24 protein-coding genes are annotated in these 23,213 nt (G+C 47.6%); 12 read left to right on the top strand and 12 right to left on the bottom strand.

The window, feature by feature from the left end; translation table 11 throughout:
- Positions 1–7: 7 nt before the first annotated feature.
- The 6 genes from pth to ACFQ45_RS12370 form a co-directional block, all read right to left on the bottom strand.
- The gene (pth, locus tag ACFQ45_RS12395) at positions 8–592 is read right to left on the bottom strand and encodes an aminoacyl-tRNA hydrolase (protein WP_377368150.1); all 585 of its coding nucleotides are present in this window, start codon (positions 590–592) and stop codon (positions 8–10) included.
- A 16-nt stretch (positions 593–608) separates the two neighbouring features.
- Complete coding sequence (locus ACFQ45_RS12390) at positions 609–1,187, bottom strand: 50S ribosomal protein L25/general stress protein Ctc (protein ID WP_377368148.1); 579 nt, start codon at positions 1,185–1,187, stop codon at positions 609–611.
- A 68-nt stretch (positions 1,188–1,255) separates the two neighbouring features.
- Positions 1,256–2,191, bottom strand: a complete 936-nt coding sequence (locus tag ACFQ45_RS12385) for a ribose-phosphate pyrophosphokinase (RefSeq protein WP_377368809.1) — start codon at positions 2,189–2,191, stop codon at positions 1,256–1,258.
- An 81-nt stretch (positions 2,192–2,272) separates the two neighbouring features.
- Positions 2,273–3,121, bottom strand: coding sequence for a 4-(cytidine 5'-diphospho)-2-C-methyl-D-erythritol kinase (gene ispE, locus ACFQ45_RS12380; RefSeq protein ID WP_377368146.1), 849 nt, complete (start codon positions 3,119–3,121; stop codon positions 2,273–2,275).
- Positions 3,118–3,693, bottom strand: coding sequence for a lipoprotein insertase outer membrane protein LolB (lolB, locus tag ACFQ45_RS12375; protein WP_377368144.1), 576 nt, complete (start codon positions 3,691–3,693; stop codon positions 3,118–3,120). The genes ispE and lolB overlap by 4 nt, the downstream gene beginning before the upstream one ends.
- Positions 3,694–3,700: 7 nt before the next feature.
- Complete coding sequence (locus tag ACFQ45_RS12370) at positions 3,701–5,266, bottom strand: tetratricopeptide repeat protein (RefSeq protein ID WP_377368142.1); 1,566 nt, start codon at positions 5,264–5,266, stop codon at positions 3,701–3,703.
- 410 nt (positions 5,267–5,676) lie between these two features.
- Between ACFQ45_RS12370 and hemA the strand changes: the two genes are divergently transcribed.
- Genes hemA through prmC form a run of 3 tightly spaced genes read left to right on the top strand, consistent with a single transcriptional unit; the run spans position 5,677 to position 8,929 of the window.
- Positions 5,677–6,945 carry a glutamyl-tRNA reductase gene (hemA, locus tag ACFQ45_RS12365; RefSeq protein WP_377368140.1) on the top strand — a complete coding sequence of 423 codons (1,269 nt, stop codon included), beginning with the start codon at positions 5,677–5,679 and terminating at the stop codon, positions 6,943–6,945.
- A gap of 1 nt (position 6,946) precedes the next feature.
- A complete protein-coding gene (gene prfA / locus ACFQ45_RS12360; RefSeq protein WP_377368138.1) occupies positions 6,947–8,035 on the top strand; it encodes a peptide chain release factor 1 in 1,089 nt (362 codons plus the stop codon).
- Positions 8,036–8,074: 39 nt separating this feature from the next.
- Complete coding sequence (gene prmC / locus ACFQ45_RS12355; RefSeq protein ID WP_377368136.1) at positions 8,075–8,929, top strand: peptide chain release factor N(5)-glutamine methyltransferase; 855 nt, start codon at positions 8,075–8,077, stop codon at positions 8,927–8,929.
- Here prmC and yaaA read toward each other — a convergent pair.
- Positions 8,904–9,677: a peroxide stress protein YaaA gene (gene yaaA, locus ACFQ45_RS12350; RefSeq protein WP_377368134.1), complete on the bottom strand. Its 774-nt coding sequence runs from the start codon at positions 9,675–9,677 to the stop codon at positions 8,904–8,906. The two genes, prmC and yaaA, sit on opposite strands and share 26 nt — an antisense overlap.
- 89 nt (positions 9,678–9,766) lie before the next feature.
- On the opposite strand from yaaA, the gene ACFQ45_RS12345 reads away from it, so the two are divergent.
- From ACFQ45_RS12345 to ACFQ45_RS12335, 3 genes are all read left to right on the top strand, one after another.
- Positions 9,767–9,982, top strand: coding sequence for a hypothetical protein (locus ACFQ45_RS12345; RefSeq protein ID WP_377368132.1), 216 nt, complete (start codon positions 9,767–9,769; stop codon positions 9,980–9,982).
- A 38-nt stretch (positions 9,983–10,020) separates the two neighbouring features.
- Entirely contained in the window at positions 10,021–10,932 is a 912-nt protein-coding gene (locus ACFQ45_RS12340) for a hypothetical protein (RefSeq protein WP_377368130.1), read from the top strand.
- Positions 10,933–11,061: 129 nt separating this feature from the next.
- Positions 11,062–12,612 carry a methyl-accepting chemotaxis protein gene (locus ACFQ45_RS12335; protein WP_377368128.1) on the top strand — a complete coding sequence of 517 codons (1,551 nt, stop codon included), beginning with the start codon at positions 11,062–11,064 and terminating at the stop codon, positions 12,610–12,612.
- Between the two features lie 72 nt (positions 12,613–12,684).
- On the opposite strand, the gene ACFQ45_RS12330 is transcribed toward ACFQ45_RS12335, so the two are convergent.
- From ACFQ45_RS12330 to hemC, 4 genes are read right to left on the bottom strand one after another with little or no spacing between them, the layout of a single operon-like run.
- Positions 12,685–13,914: a heme biosynthesis HemY N-terminal domain-containing protein gene (locus tag ACFQ45_RS12330; RefSeq protein ID WP_377368126.1), complete on the bottom strand. Its 1,230-nt coding sequence runs from the start codon at positions 13,912–13,914 to the stop codon at positions 12,685–12,687.
- Positions 13,911–15,170 (bottom strand): uroporphyrinogen-III C-methyltransferase, encoded by a 1,260-nt coding sequence (locus ACFQ45_RS12325; protein ID WP_377368124.1) that lies wholly within the window; start codon positions 15,168–15,170, stop codon positions 13,911–13,913. The genes ACFQ45_RS12330 and ACFQ45_RS12325 overlap by 4 nt, the downstream gene beginning before the upstream one ends.
- Before the next feature lie 4 nt (positions 15,171–15,174).
- Entirely contained in the window at positions 15,175–15,924 is a 750-nt protein-coding gene (locus ACFQ45_RS12320) for a uroporphyrinogen-III synthase (protein ID WP_377368122.1), read from the bottom strand.
- 16 nt (positions 15,925–15,940) lie between these two features.
- A complete protein-coding gene (hemC, locus tag ACFQ45_RS12315) occupies positions 15,941–16,867 on the bottom strand; it encodes a hydroxymethylbilane synthase (protein ID WP_377368120.1) in 927 nt (308 codons plus the stop codon).
- 157 nt (positions 16,868–17,024) lie between these two features.
- Between hemC and argH the strand changes: the two genes are divergently transcribed.
- A complete protein-coding gene (gene argH, locus ACFQ45_RS12310; RefSeq protein ID WP_377368118.1) occupies positions 17,025–18,425 on the top strand; it encodes an argininosuccinate lyase in 1,401 nt (466 codons plus the stop codon).
- A 61-nt stretch (positions 18,426–18,486) separates the two neighbouring features.
- Here argH and ACFQ45_RS12305 read toward each other — a convergent pair whose 3' ends face one another.
- On the bottom strand, positions 18,487–19,383 hold the full coding sequence (locus tag ACFQ45_RS12305; protein ID WP_377368117.1) for a hypothetical protein: 897 nt from the start codon (positions 19,381–19,383) through the stop codon (positions 18,487–18,489).
- Between the two features lie 202 nt (positions 19,384–19,585).
- On the opposite strand from ACFQ45_RS12305, the gene lptM reads away from it, so the two are divergent.
- From lptM to ACFQ45_RS12280, 5 genes are read left to right on the top strand one after another with little or no spacing between them, the layout of a single operon-like run.
- Complete coding sequence (lptM, locus tag ACFQ45_RS12300; RefSeq protein ID WP_377368115.1) at positions 19,586–19,711, top strand: LPS translocon maturation chaperone LptM; 126 nt, start codon at positions 19,586–19,588, stop codon at positions 19,709–19,711.
- Between the two features lie 10 nt (positions 19,712–19,721).
- Positions 19,722–20,975 carry a diaminopimelate decarboxylase gene (gene lysA, locus ACFQ45_RS12295; RefSeq protein WP_377368113.1) on the top strand — a complete coding sequence of 418 codons (1,254 nt, stop codon included), beginning with the start codon at positions 19,722–19,724 and terminating at the stop codon, positions 20,973–20,975.
- Positions 20,976–20,985: 10 nt separating this feature from the next.
- Positions 20,986–21,816, top strand: coding sequence for a diaminopimelate epimerase (dapF, locus tag ACFQ45_RS12290; protein ID WP_377368111.1), 831 nt, complete (start codon positions 20,986–20,988; stop codon positions 21,814–21,816).
- 10 nt (positions 21,817–21,826) lie between these two features.
- The gene (locus ACFQ45_RS12285; RefSeq protein WP_377368109.1) at positions 21,827–22,495 is read left to right on the top strand and encodes a DUF484 family protein; all 669 of its coding nucleotides are present in this window, start codon (positions 21,827–21,829) and stop codon (positions 22,493–22,495) included.
- Positions 22,492–23,211, top strand: coding sequence for an HAD family hydrolase (locus tag ACFQ45_RS12280; protein ID WP_377368107.1), 720 nt, complete (start codon positions 22,492–22,494; stop codon positions 23,209–23,211). Before ACFQ45_RS12285 ends, ACFQ45_RS12280 begins: the two co-directional genes overlap by 4 nt.
- The last annotated feature ends 2 nt before the right edge of the window (positions 23,212–23,213 follow it).

Here is a 23,213-nt window from a genome sequence, read left to right as displayed (position 1 = left end):
TGGTAGTTTATGCTTTGAAACTATGAAGATGGTTCATAACGTTACTCCAATTGTCCGCGACAATGTCTTCGAGGTAGCGTAATGACTCATCAATGGTTTGTTCGATTTTTTGGTATTCGTCGCTTGGTGCTTTTGTTAGCACATAGCCGGCTACTTTGCTGGCGTGCCCAGGATGACCAATACCTATGCGTACACGACCAAAATCACGATTGTTGCCGAGTTTGTTGATGATATCTTTTAGGCCATTATGACCACCATGGCCACCACTTTTTTTCAATTTAACGGTGCCTGGATCGATATCAAGTTCATCGTGTGCGACGAGAATTTCTTGGGGAGAGATTTTGTAGAACTGGCAAACAGCTTGAACCGCTTTGCCACTTAAATTCATATAGGTCGAAGGAATCAGTAGATAACATTCCTGCCCACCTATAAAAACTTTGCCGAATTGGCCAAAGAATTTCTTCTCTGTGCGAAGAGAGCATTGGCTCATGCGAGCCAATGCTTCTATCCATTGTGCGCCAGCATTGTGGCGGGTATTTTCATATTCAGAGCCTGGGTTGCCCAAGCCAACGAGTAATCTAAAACCTGCCACAAACTTGCCTCAATGATTAGCGCTTAGCTTTACCGATACGTGCGATAGGCTGGTCGTGGTCTTCGCCTTTAAGCAAAGCAACCAACTCAACGCCTTCTGGTAGTTGAGCGTCAGAAAGGTGGAAAATCTGACCAAGCTGACCTTCGATCGTATCAACGATCAAAGAAGCTGGAAGGTCTTTTGGTAGGCAGCGAACTTCAGCAAGTTTCGCTTCTACTTGTAGACGACCACCTTGAGATTTAACACCTTCAGATTTAGAAGCGTTAACGAATTCTAGAGGAACACGTGTAACAAGCTTAGTTTCTGAATCAACGCGCTGAAGGTCGATGTGCATTACATCGCCAGTAGCTGGGTGACGTTGTAGAGACTTAACGATTACTTCTTGCTCTGCGCCGTCAACAGCGACTTTAACAACGCCTGTTAGGAACGCTGTGCTTTCAACTGCTTTTGCTACTTCGTTGCTTTTGAACGTTACGGATGCAGCGTCAGTGTTACCGCCGTATACTACAGCTGGAACAAGACCTTGGTGGCGAAGGCGGCGGCTCGCACCTTTACCTTCTTCGTTACGTACAGTAGCGTTTAGTACTTGAGACATTTTTAAATATCCTAAATTAAGTTTAAGGTGCCCAGAACTGCGACCCGTTCCGAGCGTTAATGTTTGGCTTAGGCCCCAAACATGGCACTGATTGACTCTTCGTTGCAGACGCGACGAACAGCCTCGGCCATAATGTCAGACATCGACAATTGGCGGATTTTTGCGCAGTCCTGTGCTGCTTGAGTCAATGGGATTGTGTCTGACACAACCAACTCATCCAGTACAGAATTGCTAATGTTATCAATGGCTTTGCCAGACAGTACTGGGTGAGTACAGTAGGCAAGCACTTTCGATGCACCGTGTTCTTTTAGTGCTTTGGCGGCCGCACACAGGGTGCCGCCTGTATCGATCATGTCATCGACCAATACACAGGTTTTGTCTTTTACATCACCGATCAAGTGCATGATCTGAGCCTCATTGGCTCGTGGGCGACGTTTGTCGATGATGGCAAGATCCGCATCATCCAGTAATTTAGCGAAAGCACGAGCACGTACTACGCCACCAACGTCAGGCGATACCACGGTAATGTTTTCGTGGCCTTGGCGTTGCAAATCGTCTAGCAGCAAGGGTGTTGCGTAAACGTTGTCCACAGGGATATCAAAGAACCCTTGGATTTGGTCTGCATGTAAATCAACTGTTAGTACACGGTTGATGCCTACAGCAGAAATCATATCCGCTACAACTTTTGCTGTAATCGGTACTCGGGCAGAGCGTACGCGACGATCTTGGCGAGCATAACCGAAGTAGGGGATTACAGCGGTAACACGGGTGGCAGATGCGCGGCGTAAGGCATCGGCCATGACAATCAGTTCCATTAGGTTGTCGTTGCTTGGTGCACAGGTTGACTGAATGATGAAAACGTCTTTACCACGAACATTTTCGTTGATCTCGACCGTGATCTCACCGTCGCTGAACTTTCCAACGGTGGCATTGCCAATTGGAAGTCCCAAGCGGCGTACTACCCTGCGTGCGAGTTCAGGGTTGGCATTACCGGTAAAAACCATTAACTTGGACACTGTGTATACCCTTTGTATTTTGTAGCGATGAAAAATAGACTGGCGTTTTAGGCAGCGGTCAGTCAGCTGCTATGCAATCCACTGGTCCAAGGCATCATGAGTGGGAGAGGTGTTACGACCACGACAAACCCAAGTTTGCCACTTCTTTGGTGCGGACGCTCTCACTCGCTCAGCGTCATCAATTTTGTCGAACGCCAAAAACAAGCACGCACCGGTACCTGTTAGCTTTGCGTCGCCAAATTGAGTAAGCCATGTCATAGCTTCATCCACTTCAGGATAAAGCCTTTTCACGACTTCTAGACAATCGTTGTGTCCATCCAGTTTCAAGGCGTGCGATATTCTGATGGCAGGGGTGTCTCTTGTCAAATGTTTATCGGTAAAAATTTGAACAGTTGGGACGTGGCAATTTGGCTTTAAAAGCAGGTAGTACGGGGTTTTGGGAGCGACTTTGGTGAGTTTTTCTCCGATGCCTTCAGCGAACGCTGAGTGACCAAGAACAAACACTGGAACATCGGCTCCTAAATCTTTTCCTAGGGCAGCAAGCTGCTCCAAATTATGTTCACATTGCCATAGTTTGTTCAGTGCAAGTAAGGTCGTGGCGGCATCGCTGCTCCCCCCGCCGATGCCCCCCCCCATGGGAAGCTTCTTGTCTAGCTTGACCAATACGCCTTTAGGTGTCTTGCGGGAGGGCTCCAGTAGCTTTGCTGCTTTGTAGATCAGGTTGTTTTCTAGCGGCACACCCGGAATCTCAGGTTGGATTTGAATGCCATCTTGATCTGTCAGGGTAAAAGTCATTTCATCACAGAGATCAATGAACTGAAAAACAGTTTGTAAATCATGGTATCCGTCTTCTCGACGTCCCGTAATGTGTAGAAACAGATTGAGCTTCCCCGGTGCAGGGAGGGTTAGTGGGCTCATTGAACGTTCCATCGAGTAATAATCAGGTTCACACGATACGGCAAGCGGGTCACTTGCATGCGCTGAGGTAGTTTTAAATTATCGATTTCCGTAAATTCGCGATAGGTCACCGTCCAGTTGTCTTGGGTGATTTGTGTCGGAGTTTTGCCATCGATATCGTATTGAATGTTGGCGTAAGACTTGGGTGATGGTAAACCACGTATCCAGTATCGCACTTGGTTTACAGGGAATTGCCAGCCAAGCTCGTCAAACAGAAGATCTTCAGCGTTTTTGCCAACGACCGTTTTGTCATCATAGGTCAGTTGAGCCACTTTATTTGGTGTGCCTTGCAGACGAGTTGCCCCTTGACCAAAGGGGCCATAAATATTGAGTTCGTATTGATCTGGTCCGTAATCCCAGTAAAAGTTACCAGAAATAGCGTCATTTTCTGTGCGGATTCCTACGCGACCTTCTGTTTGCCAAGATTGAATGGCATCTACCGTCTCTGGTGTCGGTGCTTTGGGAGTCGTAGGGGTCATGCTACAGCCTGCTAATGCAGACACTGTTAAAGCACTGATTATAAGCTTTTTCATAGAGGTCCTATTCTTGATCGAGCAATGTTGGCTCGAACTTTTCAAGTGTTTGTCTGAGTGTAGGGAGTTGAGCATTCAATTCCAATGAGGTACGCCAGATACGTCGGGCTTGCTCTTGTTGGCCTAGTTGCCAAAGAACTTCTCCGTAATGGGCACCAATCTCAGCATCTTCCATTATGTTCCAGGCTTGGTTGAGTAGGGCAGCAGCTGTGTCTAATTCGCCCCTTAGGTAATGGGCCCAACCTAAACTGTCAATAATCGCAGGGTCTTCTGGGTCCAGTTCATAAGCCTGCTCAATTAGGTCAATGGCTTCGTCTATGTTCACTGGGTCACGTACCATGATGGTATAGCCCAGTGCGTTCAGGTAAGACGCGTCATCAGGGTGCTTTTGAGCAAGTAATCGTAAGTCTTTGATTGCGGCTTGCCACTGGCCCCGTTGATCATAAGTGATGGCGCGCTTATATCGAACAGAGTCCATGTTAGGAAAAGCTAACAGCGCGGCACTTAGTAGCTCAAGAGATAAATCTGGGCGCTGTTGCTGTTCATGGAGATCCGATACACCAATCACATGACCAGGCTCGTCATCTAACCCAGTACGTTGAATAATGATGCTGTTGATGCGCTCTGGTTGCCCATTTTCATATAGCCATTTGACCAATAATTCTGATGCATTCCAGCTCAAGCTGCCAAACACACGGGTTAGGGTTTGTAGGGCTTTTTCTTGTTGTCCATCTTCGTGGTAGGCATTAGCTAAAATAAAGTGGATTTGGTGACTTAGACCTCCCCTAGAGGGAAGTTGCTTGAGGACTTGGATACTCTGTTGTCTCTCGCCCTGTTGCAGCAGTAGTTGTCCCATGGATAGGCCAATCTGTTGCTGGGCGAAGGGGGAGAGGTCAGCAGATTCGAATTTGGCTATGGCTTTATCCGTTTGGCCGTTTTCAATCATGATGTCGAGCAGGGTGGCGAAGATGCGTTGGCTGTCGGGGTAGTCCTGTTCTCCTGCTTCAAGAGTCGTTTGCGCAAGCTCTGTCTCACCTGTCTTTTGTAAGCTAAATGCTTTGATGACGATCAGGGACTCTATTTCATTATCCGGGCTTTGTTCGATGAGTGCATCGATCTTGGTCAGTATTTTTTGGGATTTGCCTTCAAGGAAGTCTAAGTGGGTTTTTGCCAACTCCACATAGAGAGCTCCTTCTAATTCAGGAGCAGCCAAAATCGTTTGCAATTGTGTTGTTGCGTCGATGTTTCTGGCTTGTTGATCAACAAAAGCGGGTAAAAAGCTTAACGGCACCTCTTCAGTACGGGCTTGAATCAAAAGAGCTTGCGCTTGCTGAAACTGCTCATCCACTAGTAAGGCTTGAAATCTGACCGGGTAGGCTTGGCTGGCCTTGGGGTTCTGGGTTAGCCAGAGTTCTGTGGCAGCCAGTACGGCATTATTGTTATCGCTGGCGATAGCCGCTGCCGTAGAGCGTTGGGATACTAAATCGCTGCCACTCGTTTGGGCTGCTGCAAGGTAAAGGGGAAAGGCTTCTTCTCCTCCTTGGCGTTGCAGGGTGAATTCGGCATTTAACAACTGTTTTAACTGCTGTGAATTAGCACTTTGTGTTGTAGGAGTTGGCCAGGAGCTGTCTGAGATAAGTGTCGATTGTTTTGTGGAGTGGACACTGCAGGCGCTTAAGCCTAGACCCAGAGCTGTGACGAGGAGACTTTTTGCGAAAACATTCTTTAGCCGTTGAGTGTGCATAAGTGCCTGTCTGTCGGTTAGTTAATTGACCCTTGGATTCCTATGTTAGCCTTGCAGTTATAGCCTTGTCAGCCTCAAAAATGCCTTGATCGCGTAAGCAACCGATAGATTTATTGATTTGATGGGGTGCGAAGAGCTAAAAATTCCACTTATAATAGGGCCTATCTTGATACTCAGTGAAGAATATCCTGTGTGTTTGAATTACTTGTACGATCTCAAGTTGTGAGAAGAGTTCCTGAATGCCGCTAATAACTGTGGGCGTAAACCACAAAACTGCTCCCGTTTCCATCCGCGAAAAAGTCTCCTTTGCCCCTGAGAAAATGGTTGAGGCATTACACTCCCTTGTGTCTGGAGAAAACGCATCGGAAGCGGTGATTGTGTCAACGTGCAACCGAACTGAGTTGTATTGTGCTGTAGAGGATGAGGCGCAAGCGGATCGTATTATCCGCTGGTTGGGGGAATATCATCACATCGAGCCGGAAGAGCTCGCGAAGTTTTGCTATGCCCACCGTAACGATGAAAGCGTTAGGCATATTATGCGTGTAGCGGCAGGCCTGGATTCGCTCATTCTTGGTGAGCCTCAGATTTTAGGTCAGGTGAAATCCGCCTACGCCGTTTCCCAATCGGGTCAAACCGTGGGAGCAGAGCTGCAAAGCTTATTTCAACAAACCTTCTCCATTGCTAAGCGTGTGCGAACGGATACGGCGATTGGTGAAAACCCTGTGTCTATCGCATTTGCGGCGGTGAGCTTGGCCCAGCGTATTTTTGCGGATGTTAAACGCAGTACGGCGCTATTGATTGGAGCAGGACAAACGATTGAGTTGGTAGCACGTCATCTGAATGAAGCCGGTATTAAGCGCATTATTGTTGCCAATCGCACCTTGGAACGCGCTCAAGTGCTGGCGGATGAATTAGGAGCAGAAGCGATTTTGCTCGGCGATATCACAGATTATTTGCACCAGGCGGATATTGTGATTTCGTCTACGGCCAGCCAGTTACCCATCATTGGCAAAGGCATGGTAGAGCGCGCGACCAGTAAACGTAGAAGAAAGCCTATGTTATTGGTAGACATTGCTGTCCCACGAGATATTGAGCCTGAAGTACAGGATGTGGAAGACGCTTATCTCTACACAGTGGATGATTTGCATTCTGTTATTGAAGAAAACGTTAAGGCTCGTCAGGACGCCGCTGAAGCTGCAGAACTCATCATCGAAGAGGGCATTAATGCCTATAAGCGTAAACAAGAGTCTCGCAAAGTGGCTGATCTAATTGTAAGCTACCGCGCCCAAGCAGATGCAATTAAACAAAGCGAATTAGAACGAGCAATGAAAGCGCTGGAGGCTGGTCAGTCTCCTGAGCAAGTTATGAATAAACTAGCCCATGGGTTAATGAACAAACTGATTCATTCGCCAACCCAATTTCTAAGACAAGCGGGTGCCGACACAGACCAACAAGCGTTGGATATCGCCTCAGGTGTACTTGGAATCACTGACACAAAAGAATCCTAGAATGAAAGAATCAATTAAATTTAAGTTAGAAAGTCTGGCTGAGCGTTACGAAGAACTGGCCGCGTTACTAAGCGACGCCGATGTCATTATGGATCAAGATCTGTTCCGTAATTACAGCAAAGAATATGCTGAGTTAGAGCCAGTGGTGAAGTGTTTTGAAGAATACCAGCAAGTATTAGAAAACATTGACGAAGCACAACTGCTTATCTCTGACTCTGATCCAGATCTTAAGGAAATGGGGCAAGAAGAGCTAAAAGCAGGGCAGGAGCAAAAAGAGCAACTCTTGCTGGACCTGCAAAAGCTATTGTTGCCAAAAGACCCCAACGATTCTAAGAACGTATTCTTGGAAGTGCGAGCAGGTACCGGTGGAGACGAAGCGTCGATCTTCTCTGGCGACTTGTTCCGTATGTATTCTCGTTATGCGGAAACCCAACGTTGGAAAGTAGAAATCGTTAGTGCCAGTGAAGGCGAACATGGTGGCTACAAAGAAGTGATTGCGCGTATCGTGGGTGATGGTGCGTACTCTAAATTGAAATTCGAATCCGGTGCGCATCGTGTGCAACGTGTGCCAGCAACCGAGTCTCAAGGTCGTATCCACACGTCTGCTTGTACGGTAGCGATATTGCCAGAAATGGACGAAGTGGAAGCGATAAATATTAATAAAGCCGACCTTCGAATTGATACTTTCCGTGCGTCTGGTGCCGGTGGTCAGCACGTGAACAAAACCGATTCTGCGATTCGTATCTTGCACATTCCAACGGGCGTAGTGGTTGAATGTCAGGACGAGCGCTCCCAGCATAAAAACCGTGCTAAAGCGATGGCATTACTGGCCTCTAAACTGCAGGCTGCGGAAGAAGAAAAAGCGGCTTCTGAACAGTCTGAAGCGCGCCGTTCATTAGTGGGCAGTGGCGATCGCTCCGAGCGTATCCGTACTTATAACTACCCACAGGGTCGTGTAACGGATCACCGTATTAACTTGACGCTTTATAAGTTGGATGAAATCGTTCAAGGGGATTTGGATGTGTTGATCAACCCACTTGTGAACGAATACCAAGCAGAACAACTTGCTGCGTTAAGCGGCGAAAATTAATCTCCGCTCCCAGCAACCCTATTGTGTGATGTCGCCCATATGACCATTGATACCTTACTAAAACAGGCCTATGGGCGGCTAGACACCCTCTCAGATACAGCTCAATTGGATGCCCAGCTGCTGTTGGCTCATATTATGGGGGTCTCAACCACCTATTTTTTTACTTGGCCAGATAAGTCTGTCTGCGATGCCCATCAAGTGGGTTTCGAGACGTTACTTGCCCGTAGAGAGAAAGGCGAGCCTATTGCTTACATTCTTGGGGAGCAGGATTTTTGGAGTTTATCCCTAGAAACCTCTGCACACACCTTGATACCCCGTGCTGACACGGAGCGATTAGTAGAGGTGGCGTTAGACTTGTTACCTCAAGGGGCTGGATCCATATTAGATCTCGGCACTGGCACTGGGGCCATTGCATTGGCTCTGGCAAAAGAGTGGTCAGCTTCAAAGGTGATGGGAGTTGATTATCAAGCTGAAGCCGTGGCTCTTTCTCAGAGTAATGCTATCCGTAATGACGTGAGCAATGCTGAATTTCGCCAAAGTAATTGGTTCTCTGAGGTGAAGGATGCGGCACCGTTTGAGTTGATTGTGTCCAATCCGCCCTACATTGATCCAGAGGATGAGCACCTCACCCAAGGTGATGTCAGGTTTGAGCCTTTGACTGCGTTAATTGCGCAAGAGAAGGGGATGGCAGACATCCGTCATATTGTGTCTCAATCCAAAGACTATCTGGTGAAAAAGGGTTGGTTAATGTTCGAGCATGGATATGACCAAGGGAGCGCCGTTAGGAGCTTGCTTGAAATTCATGGCTTTGAAGAGATTGCCACCTATCAAGATTTAGGTGGCAATGATCGGGTAACAGTAGGGCGTCTTATTGAGCGCTCTCAGGGCGAATAAAGACAGGCTCTAAAGGCTTGGAACGTTCTGGATCGTAACGGTATCCTGCCAGATCAAACCCTTTAATGTCCTCAATGGACTCTGCGCCGCTTTCGATTAGGTAGCGCACCATTAATCCACGCGCTTTTTTCGCGTAGAAGCTGATTACCTTGTATTGGCCATTTTTCTCATCTAAAAAGTTTGGCGTCACAATAGTGCTTTTGATGGCTTTTTTATCGACTGCTTTGAAGTACTCTGTCGAGGCGAGGTTGACAAGCAACTCGTCTTCTTCAAGCTCCGCATTTAGAGCGGGGGCAATCACATCAGACCAGAAATGATAGAGGTTCTCGCCCTTATCATTTTTGAGTTTGGTGCCCATTTCAAGGCGGTAGGGTTGCATCAGATCCAGAGGTTTTAGCAGTCCGTAAAGGCCGCTAAGAATGCGTAGGTGGGATTGGGCATATTGGATTTGGGCTTCGCTTAAGGAGTAAGCGTCTAGTCCCGTGTACACATCACCCATGAACGTAAAAACTGCCTGGCGGCTGTTGTCAGCGTTATGTTCTTTTGACCAATCTTGGTAACGCTCTACATTCAATGTGGCGAGTTTATCACTCAGTTTCATCAATGAAGCGATGTCTGAGGGGGTATACGGCTTTATGGTGTTGATCAAGGATTGGGCTTGTTCTAGAAAGCTTGGGTCCGAATGTTGATTGACAGGGACTTGGCTTTCTAGATCTAACGTTTTGGCTGGGGAAATCAAATATTTCATTGTCTTACCTTGACTGATCGTTGCGTTTTACAACGATTATCCATAGAGTGTAATGAGATATCCACTTATTGCCTCAATAGAGATCTTGTATGAAGGACAACCTAATACAGTTTCCGTCTAATGCAAAGCAGTCTGTCAGTAAGACACAGGCTCCTATGGAGGCACCAGTAGAAAATCTCGACGTATCACAAAGTGAATTGGATGCGTTGCGTCATGCCTTTGATGAGGCGCGCAAACAATGGCCTTTGGAAATGGCTGAGTTACCAGAGCAAAATCGAAAGTGCGCACACTCAACAAAGCGATAAATTTTAATAATAATTAACATTAGTTAAGGCGCTTTCCAGTGTTGACCTTCCTAGTTAAACATTCTCTTGCAGGTATGTTCCTGTGTGCAATTATCGGCTTCACCTTTCCAATAGCTTCTAATTTCTTATTTCCTTTTTTACCGATTGTGTTGTTTACACTCATGCTGCTCACCCTGCTGGGTATGCCTATGGAGCGTTTGATCCAAAGGGTTATGAATAAAAGCGTCTGGCTGTATGGCTTGGTACATTCCGCTTTCTATATGGCCCTCTTTACTTTGGCTTGTTGGGTATTTGGAGCGACCCCAGAACTGACTTTGGCCATATTAGGGGTTGGCGCCACAGGGTCGTTATTTGCCACACCTGCGATCGTGAGGGCTTTAGGGTTCGACAGCCTTGAGGCCATGGCGATGACGATTGTTAGTACCTTGCTTTTGCCCCTTGCTCTGTTTGTGCCTATTCATTTTATTCACTTGAGTGATGGAGGCTTGGATTTTGTGACCTATGCAATGCGTCTATTGATTTTTATCCTAGGTCCGATTTTGATTTCTTACAGCGCTCATAAATTCTTGCCCAAAGAACCCCTGCAAAGGGTGTTATTAAAAGTCTCTCCTTACACCATCTTGTTAGTATTCGCGTTTCCATTTGGCTTGGTGGGGAGCTATCGAGGACTGTGGGAAGCAGATCGTGCAGAAGCCGTGGTGTATCTACTTATTGCTATATCGATTGTTGCGGTATTTTTTGTCGTCACTTTTTTCTTATATCGTAAACAAGGACATGAGCTTGCCCTGACTGCAGCCATAACCGCTGGAAACCGAAATGTGCTGTTGACCTATTCCATTGCTGGCGCCTTATTGGGGCCAGCATTCTTACCCTTAGCTGGAGCGTTACAGGTTCCAACCTATCTTTTGCCTGTCATTACCAAGCGACTTCACAAATATTTAAGTGCCTAACGTAATTAAGCATTATGCAAACAAAGTGAATGTCGTCTAAGCTGGAATGTTAGCGACCTAAATTAAAATAAATTCAATTAGATTTATCTAATGTAATGTGTCTTTACCGAATTATGCATCGAGGGATATATGCGTAAAAACCTACCTGTGACAAATCATGAGCGAACCTTTCCGCCAGATGTGAAGTTGATTTCAACAACAGACTTAAAGGGGAAAATTGTTCATTGTAATAAGGCATTTATCGATATCAGCGGGTTCTCTAAAGAGGAGCTTATTGGCTCACCTCACAACTTGGTACGACATCCTGATATGCCCCCAGAAGCCTTTGCAGTCATGTGGGAGCACCTCAAAAAAGGAAAACCTTGGATGGGGATGGTTAAGAACCGAAGTAAAAATGGCGATTACTATTGGGTTGATGCTTATGTAACGCCTGTGACAGAGAAAGGCACTGTTGTGGGTTATGAGTCGGTGCGCACGTCCCCAGATCGTAAAGCTGTTGCACGGGCTGAGGCGCTCTATAGTCGTATTAGAGGGGGTAAAAAGCAGCTTACTTTGCCAACCCATGTGATGGCTTGGAGCATCGCTTTGTTGGCCATCATAGTCATGTTGGGGATGACTATGACAGACCATGCAGAGCTTGCTTGGGTTCCGCTTTTAGTCGGAGCGCTCGGGTTAGTGATTTACTTTGCGATGACTTTAGCTAAGATCAACAAAGTGATGTCTGCGGCGCTTGGGGGGGCATTTACCCACCCGTTAGCCGCTAAGACATATTCGGATCATTCTTTAGCTGTTGGTCTACTTGAAGTGGCTGCTAAGAGTCAGAGCCAGCATTTGGATACGGTTTTGACGCGTATCGAAGAGGAGTCAAACGAAGTGTCAGAGCGCTCTAAGTTTGGTTTGTCCCAAACTCAAAGTGCGACCCAAAAAATAGACATGCAGCAGCATGAAACCCAGGAAGTGGCTGCTGCCATGCAGCAAATGACAGCGACGGTTTCAGATGTCTCCCAGCATGTACAGTCGACTGCGGATGGTGCCAAAGAATCCAAGTCACTGGCTAAGAAAGGCAGCAAAACCCTAGATGAGACTCAAGCGTCTATTCAGTCATTAGCGAATCTGGTTGGACAAATTGGTGATTCAGTGTCGGATTTATCTAAGCAATCCGAAGGTATCGCCGAAGTCGCCTTGATGATAGATCAAATAGCAGAACAAACTAATTTATTAGCCTTGAATGCCGCCATTGAGGCGGCGCGAGCTGGGGAGCATGGACGTGGTTTCGCGGTAGTGGCGGATGAGGTGCGTCAGTTGGCTCAGCGAACGCAAGGCTCAACTCAAGAGATTCATCAAATTATTGAGCGTTTAAGAAATGGTGCTCAGGAATCTGTACGGATAGCGAGTACTGGACGAGACAGCGCGGCGGAAGGGTTGGCAAAAATGGGGATTGCGCAAGAGGCTCTAACCGCGATAGTGGACTCTGTTACGACCATTTCTGACATGGCGGTGCAGATGGCCGCTGCGGTGGAAGAGCAAGCCCATGTGTCTGAGGATATTAATCAGCAGTTGGTGCGTATTTCAGACCTTGCTGTAGGTACTAAGGCAGAGGCCGACGCAGCCATGGACAGCATGGAGCAATTGCAGAAGGTCTCCAGCGATATGCATGAGTTAGTCGTTCGATTTAAATAACTGTATCGCAGACCCAAGCGTCTTGCAGTGTGATAAAAAAGGCCGAAGAGTGATGCTCTTCGGCCTTTTTTGTTAGGGGAGAGGTAGGCTTTGTAAGTGTTGTGAATTGTGGGTAATACGGCGAATAATCAGGTCTTGCGCTGTATCGAGGTCTCCCATGGCCTCTAGCAAGCGGCTGAGTTCGCCAATAGCATCGGAGTTAGCGTCTAGCATGAGCGCTTTTTCGTAGTAGTCTCTTGCTTTGCCCCACAATTTTTGGCGTTGGCAAATACGCCCAGCGGCTAAGTAAAGAGGGGCGCTGTCTGGGTGTCGTCTGATCCAGGTTTCGGTGTTCGCCAGTGCGGATTTCATTGAGACATTGGTGAGTAAGCCATAGACTTCCACCAGTGGATCAGACCATTTGTCATTTAAACTCTGACGAATAAAGCTTTCTGCTTTCTCCTCATTACCAAACTGAACTAAGGTGCTGGCGTAAAGAACCTGCATCTCATCGTCTTTGTCGGGGGTGCTGAGTTTTTTCCAGATGGTATTAAGCTCTGACTCAAGGGAACTGGTGTTCTCACCGATTTTCTGTTTGAAGCGCAACTTTTCTAGCAGTGCTAGGAAGGCATTTTTTTCAAGCTCTAATAAGTTATTGTCATTAAAAATACCCTGCTTTTTAAGTGTTGGGGTCAGCTCTTGAAGAGCGTCCCAATCCTTTAGCTTGGTATAAACGGTAACGAGCATTTTTAAGGTCTGTCGATGTTTTGGCTTCATTTTATGTAGCCGCTTTAAGGTAGCAAGAGCCCCTTCATAATGACCTTGTTTTAATTGTAACTGGCTTTGTACAAAGCTGATGGCAAACTCCGCATCGGGGGAGGTGTTATGTGCCTGACGCAATAACTCTTTAGAGCGATCGTGTTCGTCTAATTCACTCGCCGCGTAGGCGGCCCCAATGTAGTTTAGGAGCGGGTAAGATACTTTTTCGGCGGAAGAGGTCAGTAGCTTTTCAGCTTTGTTCCAGTTGCCTCCAGCCAGTTCTAGCATGCCGCGAATGGTGTTCTTTAAGGCTTTCTTCTGACTTAAGTTGCCAGTCAATTTCGCTAGGGAAGAGTTCGGGTGTAGCAATGCCCAGAGAAATTTAAATAAAAAGTTGACCGCAAAGTACGCCACAATGGTGACGGCTATTAGCACCCAGAGGCTCATCTCAATAGTCACCCCTTGGAAGGCGATCAAGACATAGCCTGAGTCTTGTTGCATCACCAGACCAATGGCACCACCAATCAATAAAACGATGATGAGGGAGAAGAGGAGTTTTCTCATGATAGGGTCTCCTCTGGGGTGTTGTTCACTGGTGCGTCTTCTGTCACATCAGGTTTTTGCAGCTCGCTCTCCTGTTGCCAAGTTTGCATCAACTGGCGCATGGCTTGCAGTGAAGCTCGGGGGAGTGGAATGCTAGGATTTGGGTTGACCTGTTGCAGAGACGTCAAGGTGGTCATAAAGGCTGTTGTTGTACTGGATTTAGGGTCAAAATGCTCACTTACTGCGCGGGCTATTCGCTCCAGAGCTTTGTCATAAATACCTTTTTCACCTTTCAATAAAGCGACCTGCGCTACTTCAATTTGTAGCTGTATGCCAGTGACCAATTCTTGGTAGTCAGAGGGTGGTAAGAGAGGCTCTATAGGCTTCTGGTTGTAGTTCACGACAATCAGCGACTTCAGGCCTCCCCATGCTTGAGAAGCTAGGGCTTTAATGTCTGATAGAGCACTAGCAGGGACTTCCGTAGTGGATGACTGCTGTGTCTGCCAAGCCTGAGATGGCTCCCGTTGAGGCAGGGCTTCAACTTGGTCATACAGTGCTGCAAGTTGCAGGTAGCGCCCTTCCAAATCGAATTGTGATATGGATTTAAGTGCTTGTATGTCTTGCGCTATGGCTTTGCGAGTTTCAAACATGATGGGGTCTTTTAGATTACCCAAAATGTCATCGGCGTTTTCTAAGAGAGCGATCGTGCTCTGGGTGTCTCGTTCCAAAAGTAAGCGCTGGTTGGCTAGGCGGATCAAGTATTCTGCTTCCGCCAATAGCCAGTCGTCTTTGTTGACGTTGCTAAGTCGGTTTATTTTGCTGGATAAGTCTAACAGTGCCTGCTCTGACTCTTGTTTTGCTTGGGCGGTACGGGAGGTCAAAGCGTCCACTTGTTGGGGTAATGGCGCGAGTTTGCGAATGGCTTCGGAGCCATTTTGAGCTGTGCGCTCAATACGAGTGATTTGCTGCTCTAGTGCGATGATTTTATTTTGTGCCTGAGCGAGAGCCGTATCTGACTTAGCGATAAAATTGCTCTGGTAATATTGCCAACCACTTAAAGCTAGAGCGGCGATTCCGACTGCGATGGCGATGCCAGATAGGGCTTTGCCATTTGAGCTTTGATTGGCGGGTGCCTGAGGGGCCTCACTGCTGTGTTCTGCTTTAGTGTCAGAGGCAGGTGTGTTGGTGTGTTGGGTTGATGATTCAGGCGTTGCAGTCGTGGTTGTTTCACCACTTGGATTTAGCTCAGTTTCCGGGCTTTCTTTTTTATCCGTCATGTTTTTATCCTAAATGCTGCATTGTGGCTGCGATTAAGCTTTGATCGTCAGCGCCTTGTGCACAAATTACCCGTGCCCAGCCCTTGGAACGCGCGTGTTCGGCTACGCGTTCGCTGGGTACGAATAACGTCGTATTCATTAAGTTAGGTGAATGTTGTTGAACTTGCTGTGTTAAATTGCTGAGACCTTCACCACTTGTTACCCATATTACGTCAGGTTCTTCAAGGAAGAAAAATGTTTGTGCGTCATATGTGGGAGTAGCACGCTGGTAAAGCTCCAAAACATCCACCTTTGCCCCTCGGGACTCTAATCCAGACGCTAAATCAGGTCTTCCACCTTGCCCCCTAACAATGAGAACTTTTTGTTCCCGCATTTTAACGGGTTTGAGCCATGCCAACATGGTTTCAGTATCATGTCCGGGGGAGCTGATAGCTGGGATATGCAAGTTATTTAAGGTGTCCGTGGTCCCTTTGCCAATCCCAAGCCAGTGAATGCCAACTGGTAACATCGGCCAACATTCATCGATCAATTCAGCGCCAATACGAGCCGCATTTTTACTGACAAAAATAACATATTGGTAGGCGTCCAAGTTAAACAGCTGTGAATGGAGGCGCCTTTTGTCTTGCTCTGTTTCGAGGGGCTTGATCTGTAGCATGGGGAGCGGTACAGGAACCGCTCCCAAGTTACTGAGGGTTTGGCAGGTGTGGGTGTTTTCCGGTTCGGGACGTGTCACCAGAACTTTCAATCCTTGCATGGGCTCTGGTCCTAAACTAGCGGTTATATACGTCGTCAAGGATGGCTTGGGCGCCATTTGTAAGTAGCTCTTCTGCCAGTTCGATACCCAGTTGTTCTGCTTGGGATTTGTGACCGCGAATCTCGCCACGAATGATGTTGGTGCCATCTGTGCTGCCCACTAAACCCCGTACAAATAACTCCTCGCCATCTAAGGTGGCGAAGCAGGCAATGGGTGCCTGACAGCCGCCGTTGAGTCGTTTATTAACGGCGCGCTCGGCTGTTACGCGATAAGCCGTTTCAGGGTGCTGTAGTGGCGCTAGCATTTCAATGAGCTCTAAATCGTCTGTGCGACATTCAATACCCATGGCACCTTGGCCTCCAGCAGGTAGTGAGAAGTCGTCGCTGATGCGTGCTTTGATGCGGTCTTCCATTTCTAGACGAACCAAGCCAGCAGTGGCGAGGATGATGGCATCGTACTCACCATTGTCCATTTTACGAAGGCGTGTGTTCACGTTGCCGCGCAGGTTTTTAATCTCGATATCTGGGCGGTGCATGCTGAGTTGACAGGCTCGGCGCAGGCTTGATGTGCCTACAACGGCACCGTGAGGTAATTCTTCGATACTGTTGAAGTGGTTTGATACGAAGGCATCGGTTGGGTCTTCTCGTTCACAGATGACCGGCAGTCCCAATCCTTCTGGGAACTCCATAGGAACATCTTTCATAGAATGGACTGCAATGTCTGCCGTGCCATCCATTAGGGCTTTTTCAAGCTCTTTCACAAATAAGCCTTTGCCACCAATTTTGGAAAGTGGAGAGTCAAGAATCTGATCCCCTTTTGTGGTCATGCCTAGGAGTTCCACTTTGGTATCCGGGTATAGAGCTTCGAGAGAGGCTTTCACGTTGTTGGCTTGCCAAAGAGCCAATTGGCTTTCACGAGTGGCGATGACGATTTTCGTTTTCACATTCTCTCCTAGGGTCGAAAGTAACTGCAGTATCACTGTAAAAATTCGCCCTATCATACTCCCTTGACCTGGGAGCGTCATCCTTGCAGGCCTTTATAAAGGTCGCTCTATCAGGTAATCTTGCCGCAATATTGATCTCACACTGGGAAATGATTAGATGACTGATACAAACAAAACCACGAACCAACAATGGGGTGGTCGTTTTTCTGAGCCTGTTGATGCCTTTGTTGCACGCTTTACGGCGTCGGTTGAGTTTGACCAACGCATGGCAAAACAAGACATTCAAGGGTCGATTGCCCACGGTACCATGTTGGCGAAAGTAGGGGTTTTGACTGAAGAAGAACGAGACCAAATCATTCAAGGTCTGACGGAAATCGAGCAAGAGATCGCTCGCGGTGAGTTTGAGTGGTCCGTTGAGCTGGAAGATGTTCATATGAACATTGAAGCGCGCTTGACGCAAAAGATCGGGATTACAGGCAAGAAGCTGCACACTGGGCGTTCTCGTAATGACCAAGTGGCGACAGACATTCGCCTGTACATGCGTGATGAAATTGATTTCTTGCTAGAAGAGGTGACTCGTCTACAGCAAGGTATTTTATCTCTTGCTGAGCGCAATACAGACACTATCATGCCAGGCTTTACCCATCTGCAAACAGCTCAGCCAGTGACATTTGGTCATCACTTGATGGCTTGGTACGAAATGGCCCAGCGTGATTACGAGCGCTTATTGGATTGCCGTAAGCGAGTGAATGTTTTGCCTCTTGGTGCAGCGGCGCTTGCTGGGACAACTTACCCAATCGATCGTGAAATGACTGCGGAGCTGTTGGGTTTTGAGCGTCCAACCTATAACTCTCTCGATTCTGTCAGTGATCGTGATTTTGCCATTGAATTTACATCAGCGGCGTCTATCACCATGATGCATCTGTCCCGTTGGGCAGAAGAGCTTGTCATGTGGGCTTCAGCGCAGTTCAACTTTATCTTTTTGCCGGATCGTTTTTGTACTGGGTCTTCTATTATGCCTCAGAAGAAAAACCCAGACGTACCAGAGTTAGTACGCGGTAAAACAGGTCGAGTGTATGGTCATCTGATGGGATTGCTGACACTGATGAAGTCCCAGTGTTTGGCTTACAATAAAGACAACCAAGAAGACAAAGAGCCACTATTTGATACGGCAGATACTTTACGCGGCTCTTTGCGTGCGTTTGCGGATATGATTCCTGCCATTGAAGCCCGTAGCGAGCATATGTACGAAGCAGCTCGTCGTGGTTTTAGTACGGCGACGGATTTGGCTGATTACTTAGTGCGTAAAGGCGTAGCTTTCCGTGATGCCCATGAAGTAGTGGGTAAAGCGGTAGGCTTTGGTGTCAAAGAAGGCCGAGATTTGTCGGAGATGACCCTTGAAGAACTACAAGGCTTCGGTGCAATGATCGAGCAGGATGTGTTCGAAGTATTGACCTTGGAAGGCTCTGTGGCAGCTCGTGATCATATTGGTGGTACAGCCCCAGCCCAAGTAAAAATCGCTATTGAGCGTGCCAAGGCTGAATTAGCCAAGCGTTAAACGCGCTTATTCAACTACCCACTAATGGTATGTTAAAAATCCCCGCCCTAGCGGGGATTTTTTATTCTTGATTGCCAAATGGCAACATCTGAAGTTGCTCAGGGGTTAATAGATCTGTGGTGATGTTTAGTTCGAAGCGAAAGGATCGTTTTTGCCCAGAACAACCAGAGAGCACTACCTTCCATTCTTCTTCTGCTCCAGGTTCGGGCATTTTCCAGCAAATGCCATTGATGTTTACGTACTTGGTGCCATCCGCGTCTTCCGTGATGTCATAGTGTTTCTGCTCAACGATACCTTTTTCGTAGCGGGTCTGTTCTCGTTCAGCTTGTTTGATTTGATCCCTGAGTTTTTTGGAAAAAGGCTGTCCTTTAATATCCGCTTTATCTTGCCATGTTTGGGCACTGCCGATGTCGAGCAGGCTTTTGGCCTTTAGGTCTGTGTCGGCTGTTGTGGTGTCAGGCTCGCTGATGTCTTGGAGTTGCACTGGTGGGCTCAGTTTTTCTTTCTCAACAATGGTTTCGGGTAGCGTACTTTGCTCTTCCGTTGTCTCTGACGATGGAGTGCTCTCTGGATCATTGATTGTCTCTGTGGAGGAGGCTTCCGTGGCGCTTGTCTCTACCGAGGTATTTTCGGTGGTGGTTTCCTCTGCCGTCACTTCTTCTTGAAGAGGTTCTGTGTTGGTGTCAGGTTGCGTATCTGTGGCAGTGGGTGTTTCTGGCTGCGCTGGGACTTCATTGCTTTCTGTTGGAAGCTCTGCTGTCGTGTCAGAGTTGCTGGACTGCTCCACTGCAGGGACGGGAGCATCCTGAGGCAGTAAGGTGACGTTTAGTTGTGATGAGGGTTGACGGTCAGGTATCTCAACACCCCAGTGTGCGTCTTTGAACTCAAAGAAAAAAATACCATGCAGGAGTGAAGCGCTCACTAAGGCAAGTAACCAGGGTTTAAATAGGCGCTTCATATGCATAGTCCATCGATCCATTGACGGGGCATGGGAGCAAAATCATATTGGCTCGTCATCATGTGGGAACTATACCAAATACTCGCTAAAAGTTTAGGGTGAAAATCATGAAGATTTTCACCGAAAGTGCAGCGCTAGGGTTGGGAATCACTAGGGGGATCAGTATACTGTCAACAAATTGAATTAATGGATGGTTGTCACTGTGTCAAAGCACATTTTAGCGTTACTGACGGTTTTGTTGTTGTCTGCTTGTGGGAATAAGGGCGCACTCTATTTGCCACAAGACGCCTTGCCGTCAGATCCTGAAACAATCACCACCGCGAATTGAGGACCCCCCCTTGGATTTTTTTAATTATTCCGGTCATGAGCTGCATGCGGAACAAGTTTCTTTAGCAAACATTGCCGCTGCCCATGGCACACCGACTTATGTGTATTCCCGTGCGACGTTTGAACGTCACTACAAAGCCTATGCAGATGCCTTTGCGTCTCACCCAACCTTGATTTGTTATGCCGTAAAGGCTTGTTCAAACATTGCGATCTTGAATGTTTTAGCGCGCATGGGTTCTGGTTTCGACATCGTATCCATTGGTGAGTTGGAGCGTGTTTTGCGTGCCGGTGGTGATCCAAGCAAGGTGATGTTTTCGGGTGTCGCGAAACAAGAACACGAAATGCGTCGCGCTCTTGAAGTAGGCATTCACTGCTTTAACGTAGAGTCTGAAGCTGAGCTGCACCGTCTAAACAAAGTGGCTGGGGAGTTGGGGGTGATTGCGCCTGTGTCCCTACGGGTCAATCCAGATGTGGATGCTAAAACGCACCCATACATTTCCACAGGCTTGAAAGACAACAAATTCGGTATTGATATCAAAGACGCGGTACGTATCTATGGCGTGGCCCACTCATTGGAAAACTTGAATGTAATGGGTGTGGATTGTCATATTGGTTCTCAGCTAACTGAGCTTCAGCCGTTCTTAGATACCTTTGACCGTCTGATTGCCTTAATCGATCAATTGGCTGAGAAAGGCATTCAGATTAAACACTTAGATTTAGGTGGTGGTTTAGGTGTACGTTACCGTGATGAAGTGCCGCCGGAGCCAAAAGATTACGCTGCTTTGATACTTGAAAAGGTCAAAGGTCGTAATTTGTCTTTGGCCTTTGAGCCAGGTCGATCTATTGCTGCGAACGCTGGCGTCTTGATGACTAAAGTAGAGTTTCTAAAGTGTAACCCACACAAAAACTTCGCCATCATTGATGGAGCTATGAACGATTTGATCCGTCCATCTTTGTACGGAGCGTGGATGGACATAGTGCCCGTCAACCTCGATGGGACTCCAGAAGGGAAGCGCGTCTATGACTTGGTGGGACCAATTTGTGAGACGGGTGACTTCTTGGGTAAAGAGCGTGAGCTGGATATTCAGTCTGGTAGCTTGCTTGCGGTTCGTTCCGCTGGTGCCTACGGTTTTACCATGGCGTCAAACTACAATAGCCGTGGCCGTGCCGCTGAGGTAATGGTTGATGGTGACCAAGTGCATTTGATTCGCGAACGTGAAGACATTGATCATCAACTGACTGGTGAGCATATTTTGCCTGCTTAAGGAGCTCCCTGTGTTGTTGAAATTTACCAAAATGCATGGCCTCGGCAACGACTTTGTCGTTGTCGATGCGGTGTCTCGTAAAGTGTATTTTAATAAAGCTCAAATCGAGCGCTTAGGGGATCGAAACCGAGGCATTGGTTTTGATCAACTTTTGGTGGTTGAGCCCCCTTCGAATCCAGATATGGATTTCCGTTATCGTATCTACAATTGTGATGGTTCCGAAGTGGAGCATTGCGGCAACGGTGCCCGTTGTTTCGCAAAGTTTGTATTGGACCGAGAACTGACTCACAAGCGTCAGATCAACGTCGAAACAAAACGTGGCCAGATCCAGCTTAATGTATTGGACAATGGGCAAGTGGAAGTGGATATGGGGGAGCCGAGCTTTTTGCCTGCTGACCTGCCATTTACCGCTGATGCGATGCAGGACCTGTATCAAATCCAAGCGAATGGAGAGACAGTTGAGCTAACTCCTGTTTCTGTCGGAAACCCCCATGCGGTGATTCGAGTGGACGCCTTAAGCGATGAGTTAGTTAATCGCATCGGCCCCGTTGTAGAAGACCATGAAGCCTTTCCAAATAATGTGAATGTTGGCTTTATGCAGGTAGTTTCTCCTACAGAGGTGAATCTTCGTGTTTACGAGCGTGGCGTAGGTGAAACTCAAGCCTGCGGAACGGGTGCATGTGCGGCGGTGGTTGCCGGTATTAAGCAAGGCTGGTTGGACAAAGAAGTGCTGGTTCATTTGCCTGGCGGTGATTTGCGTATTGCGTGGCAAGGGCCAACGTCCCCCATCATTATGACTGGCGCTGCTGAAAAAGTTTTCGAAGGCCAAATCTATCTATAAGAGAGGTTCCATGAGGGAAGAGGATGTCGTCCGCTACCTAGAGAAAACGCCTGATTTTTTTGAACGAAATCCTGCGTTGTTGGAGGAGCTGACGATTCCTCATCCAGTTCATGGCGGCGCTATCTCGTTGCTTGAGAGACAGGTGTCTCTACTGCGTAAATCAAACGGCGACTATCGTGGACAATTTGAGCGCTTGGTAGATGTCGCCCGTGAAAACGAAGGCATCATGAAGAAAAGTCGTCGCTTAGTGCTTAAATGCTTAAGCTGCGAAACCTTGGATGACTTTGCCGGAGTGATCGAAGAAGTGATGCGGGAAGACTTCAACATTGCCTATCAGTCATTGGTGTTGTTTAACGATACCGATTTCGATGGTTCGGTCCGCACCGCCTCTTGGGAATCTTCTGAGCCTATCTTAAAAGAAATGTTAGTGAATTCGGGGTGCTACTGTGGCGTCTTATCGGTTGCGGAATCCGAGTTCCTGTTTCAATCTCAAAGTAACCTTGTGATGTCTTCGGCTATCTTGCCGCTTGTCTCCCGTGAAGGCGGACAGGTGGTCTACCATGGGGTACTCGCGTTGGGATCAAATCGCTTAAATCACTTCGATAAAGATAAGGGGTCGCTCTTTTTAGACTTCTTGTCTGACCTTCTAAGTGCCTTATTGTTGAGACTGTTGCCATGAGTCAGCAATTATTAATTTCTTTCGATCTTGATAATACCCTTTGGGATGTGGATCCGACTTTAGTGCGGGCTGAGCATGCCATGGAAAAATGGTTTGATGAGCGCTTTCCGGGTTTTGCAGAGCGCTTTTACACGCCTACCATGGGGGATCTAAAGAATCGGGTTCTGTTGTCTCAACCTGAGATTGCCAAAGATGTGACCCAGGTGCGTTTAGCCATGTATCAACAGGCGTTGCAGGAGTACGGTCTGCCTTCGGAAGAGGCGGAACAAGTGGCGGAGCAGGCGTTTGATGTATTTTATGATTGGCGACAACGCATCGACCTGTATCCAGATGTGCACATAACCTTGGATAAGCTGGCCGAGCGTTACGAGTTGGCGGCTTTGACGAATGGTAATGCGGATGTGTTTCACCCTGCTATTTCCTTAAATCGCTACTTTGGTACCGTGATTCGTGCTGATCAAGAGGGGATTGCTAAGCCAGATCCCGAGATTTTCGAGCGTTTGGCAACGAAGTCGGGTGTGTCCTTGGAGCGTGTGATCCATGTGGGCGATCACCCTGTTGATGATGTAGAAGGGGCTGTCGCAGCCGGCGCTCGTGCTATTTGGTTTAATCGTCATGGCGCAAGACGCTGGCGCTCCGAATGGGCAACGACACCGGATGCTGAGGTGCATTCTTTGCAGGAGCTGGTGTCTGTTATCCAGAATATGGAATTATAGAG

Source organism: Rhodanobacter aciditrophus (assembly GCF_042679525.1).
Lineage (GTDB): Bacteria > Pseudomonadota > Gammaproteobacteria > Pseudomonadales > Marinomonadaceae > Marinomonas > Marinomonas aciditrophus.
Note: the sequence above shows the minus strand (reverse complement) of the source record. Positions and strands in the feature narration are given on the sequence as shown.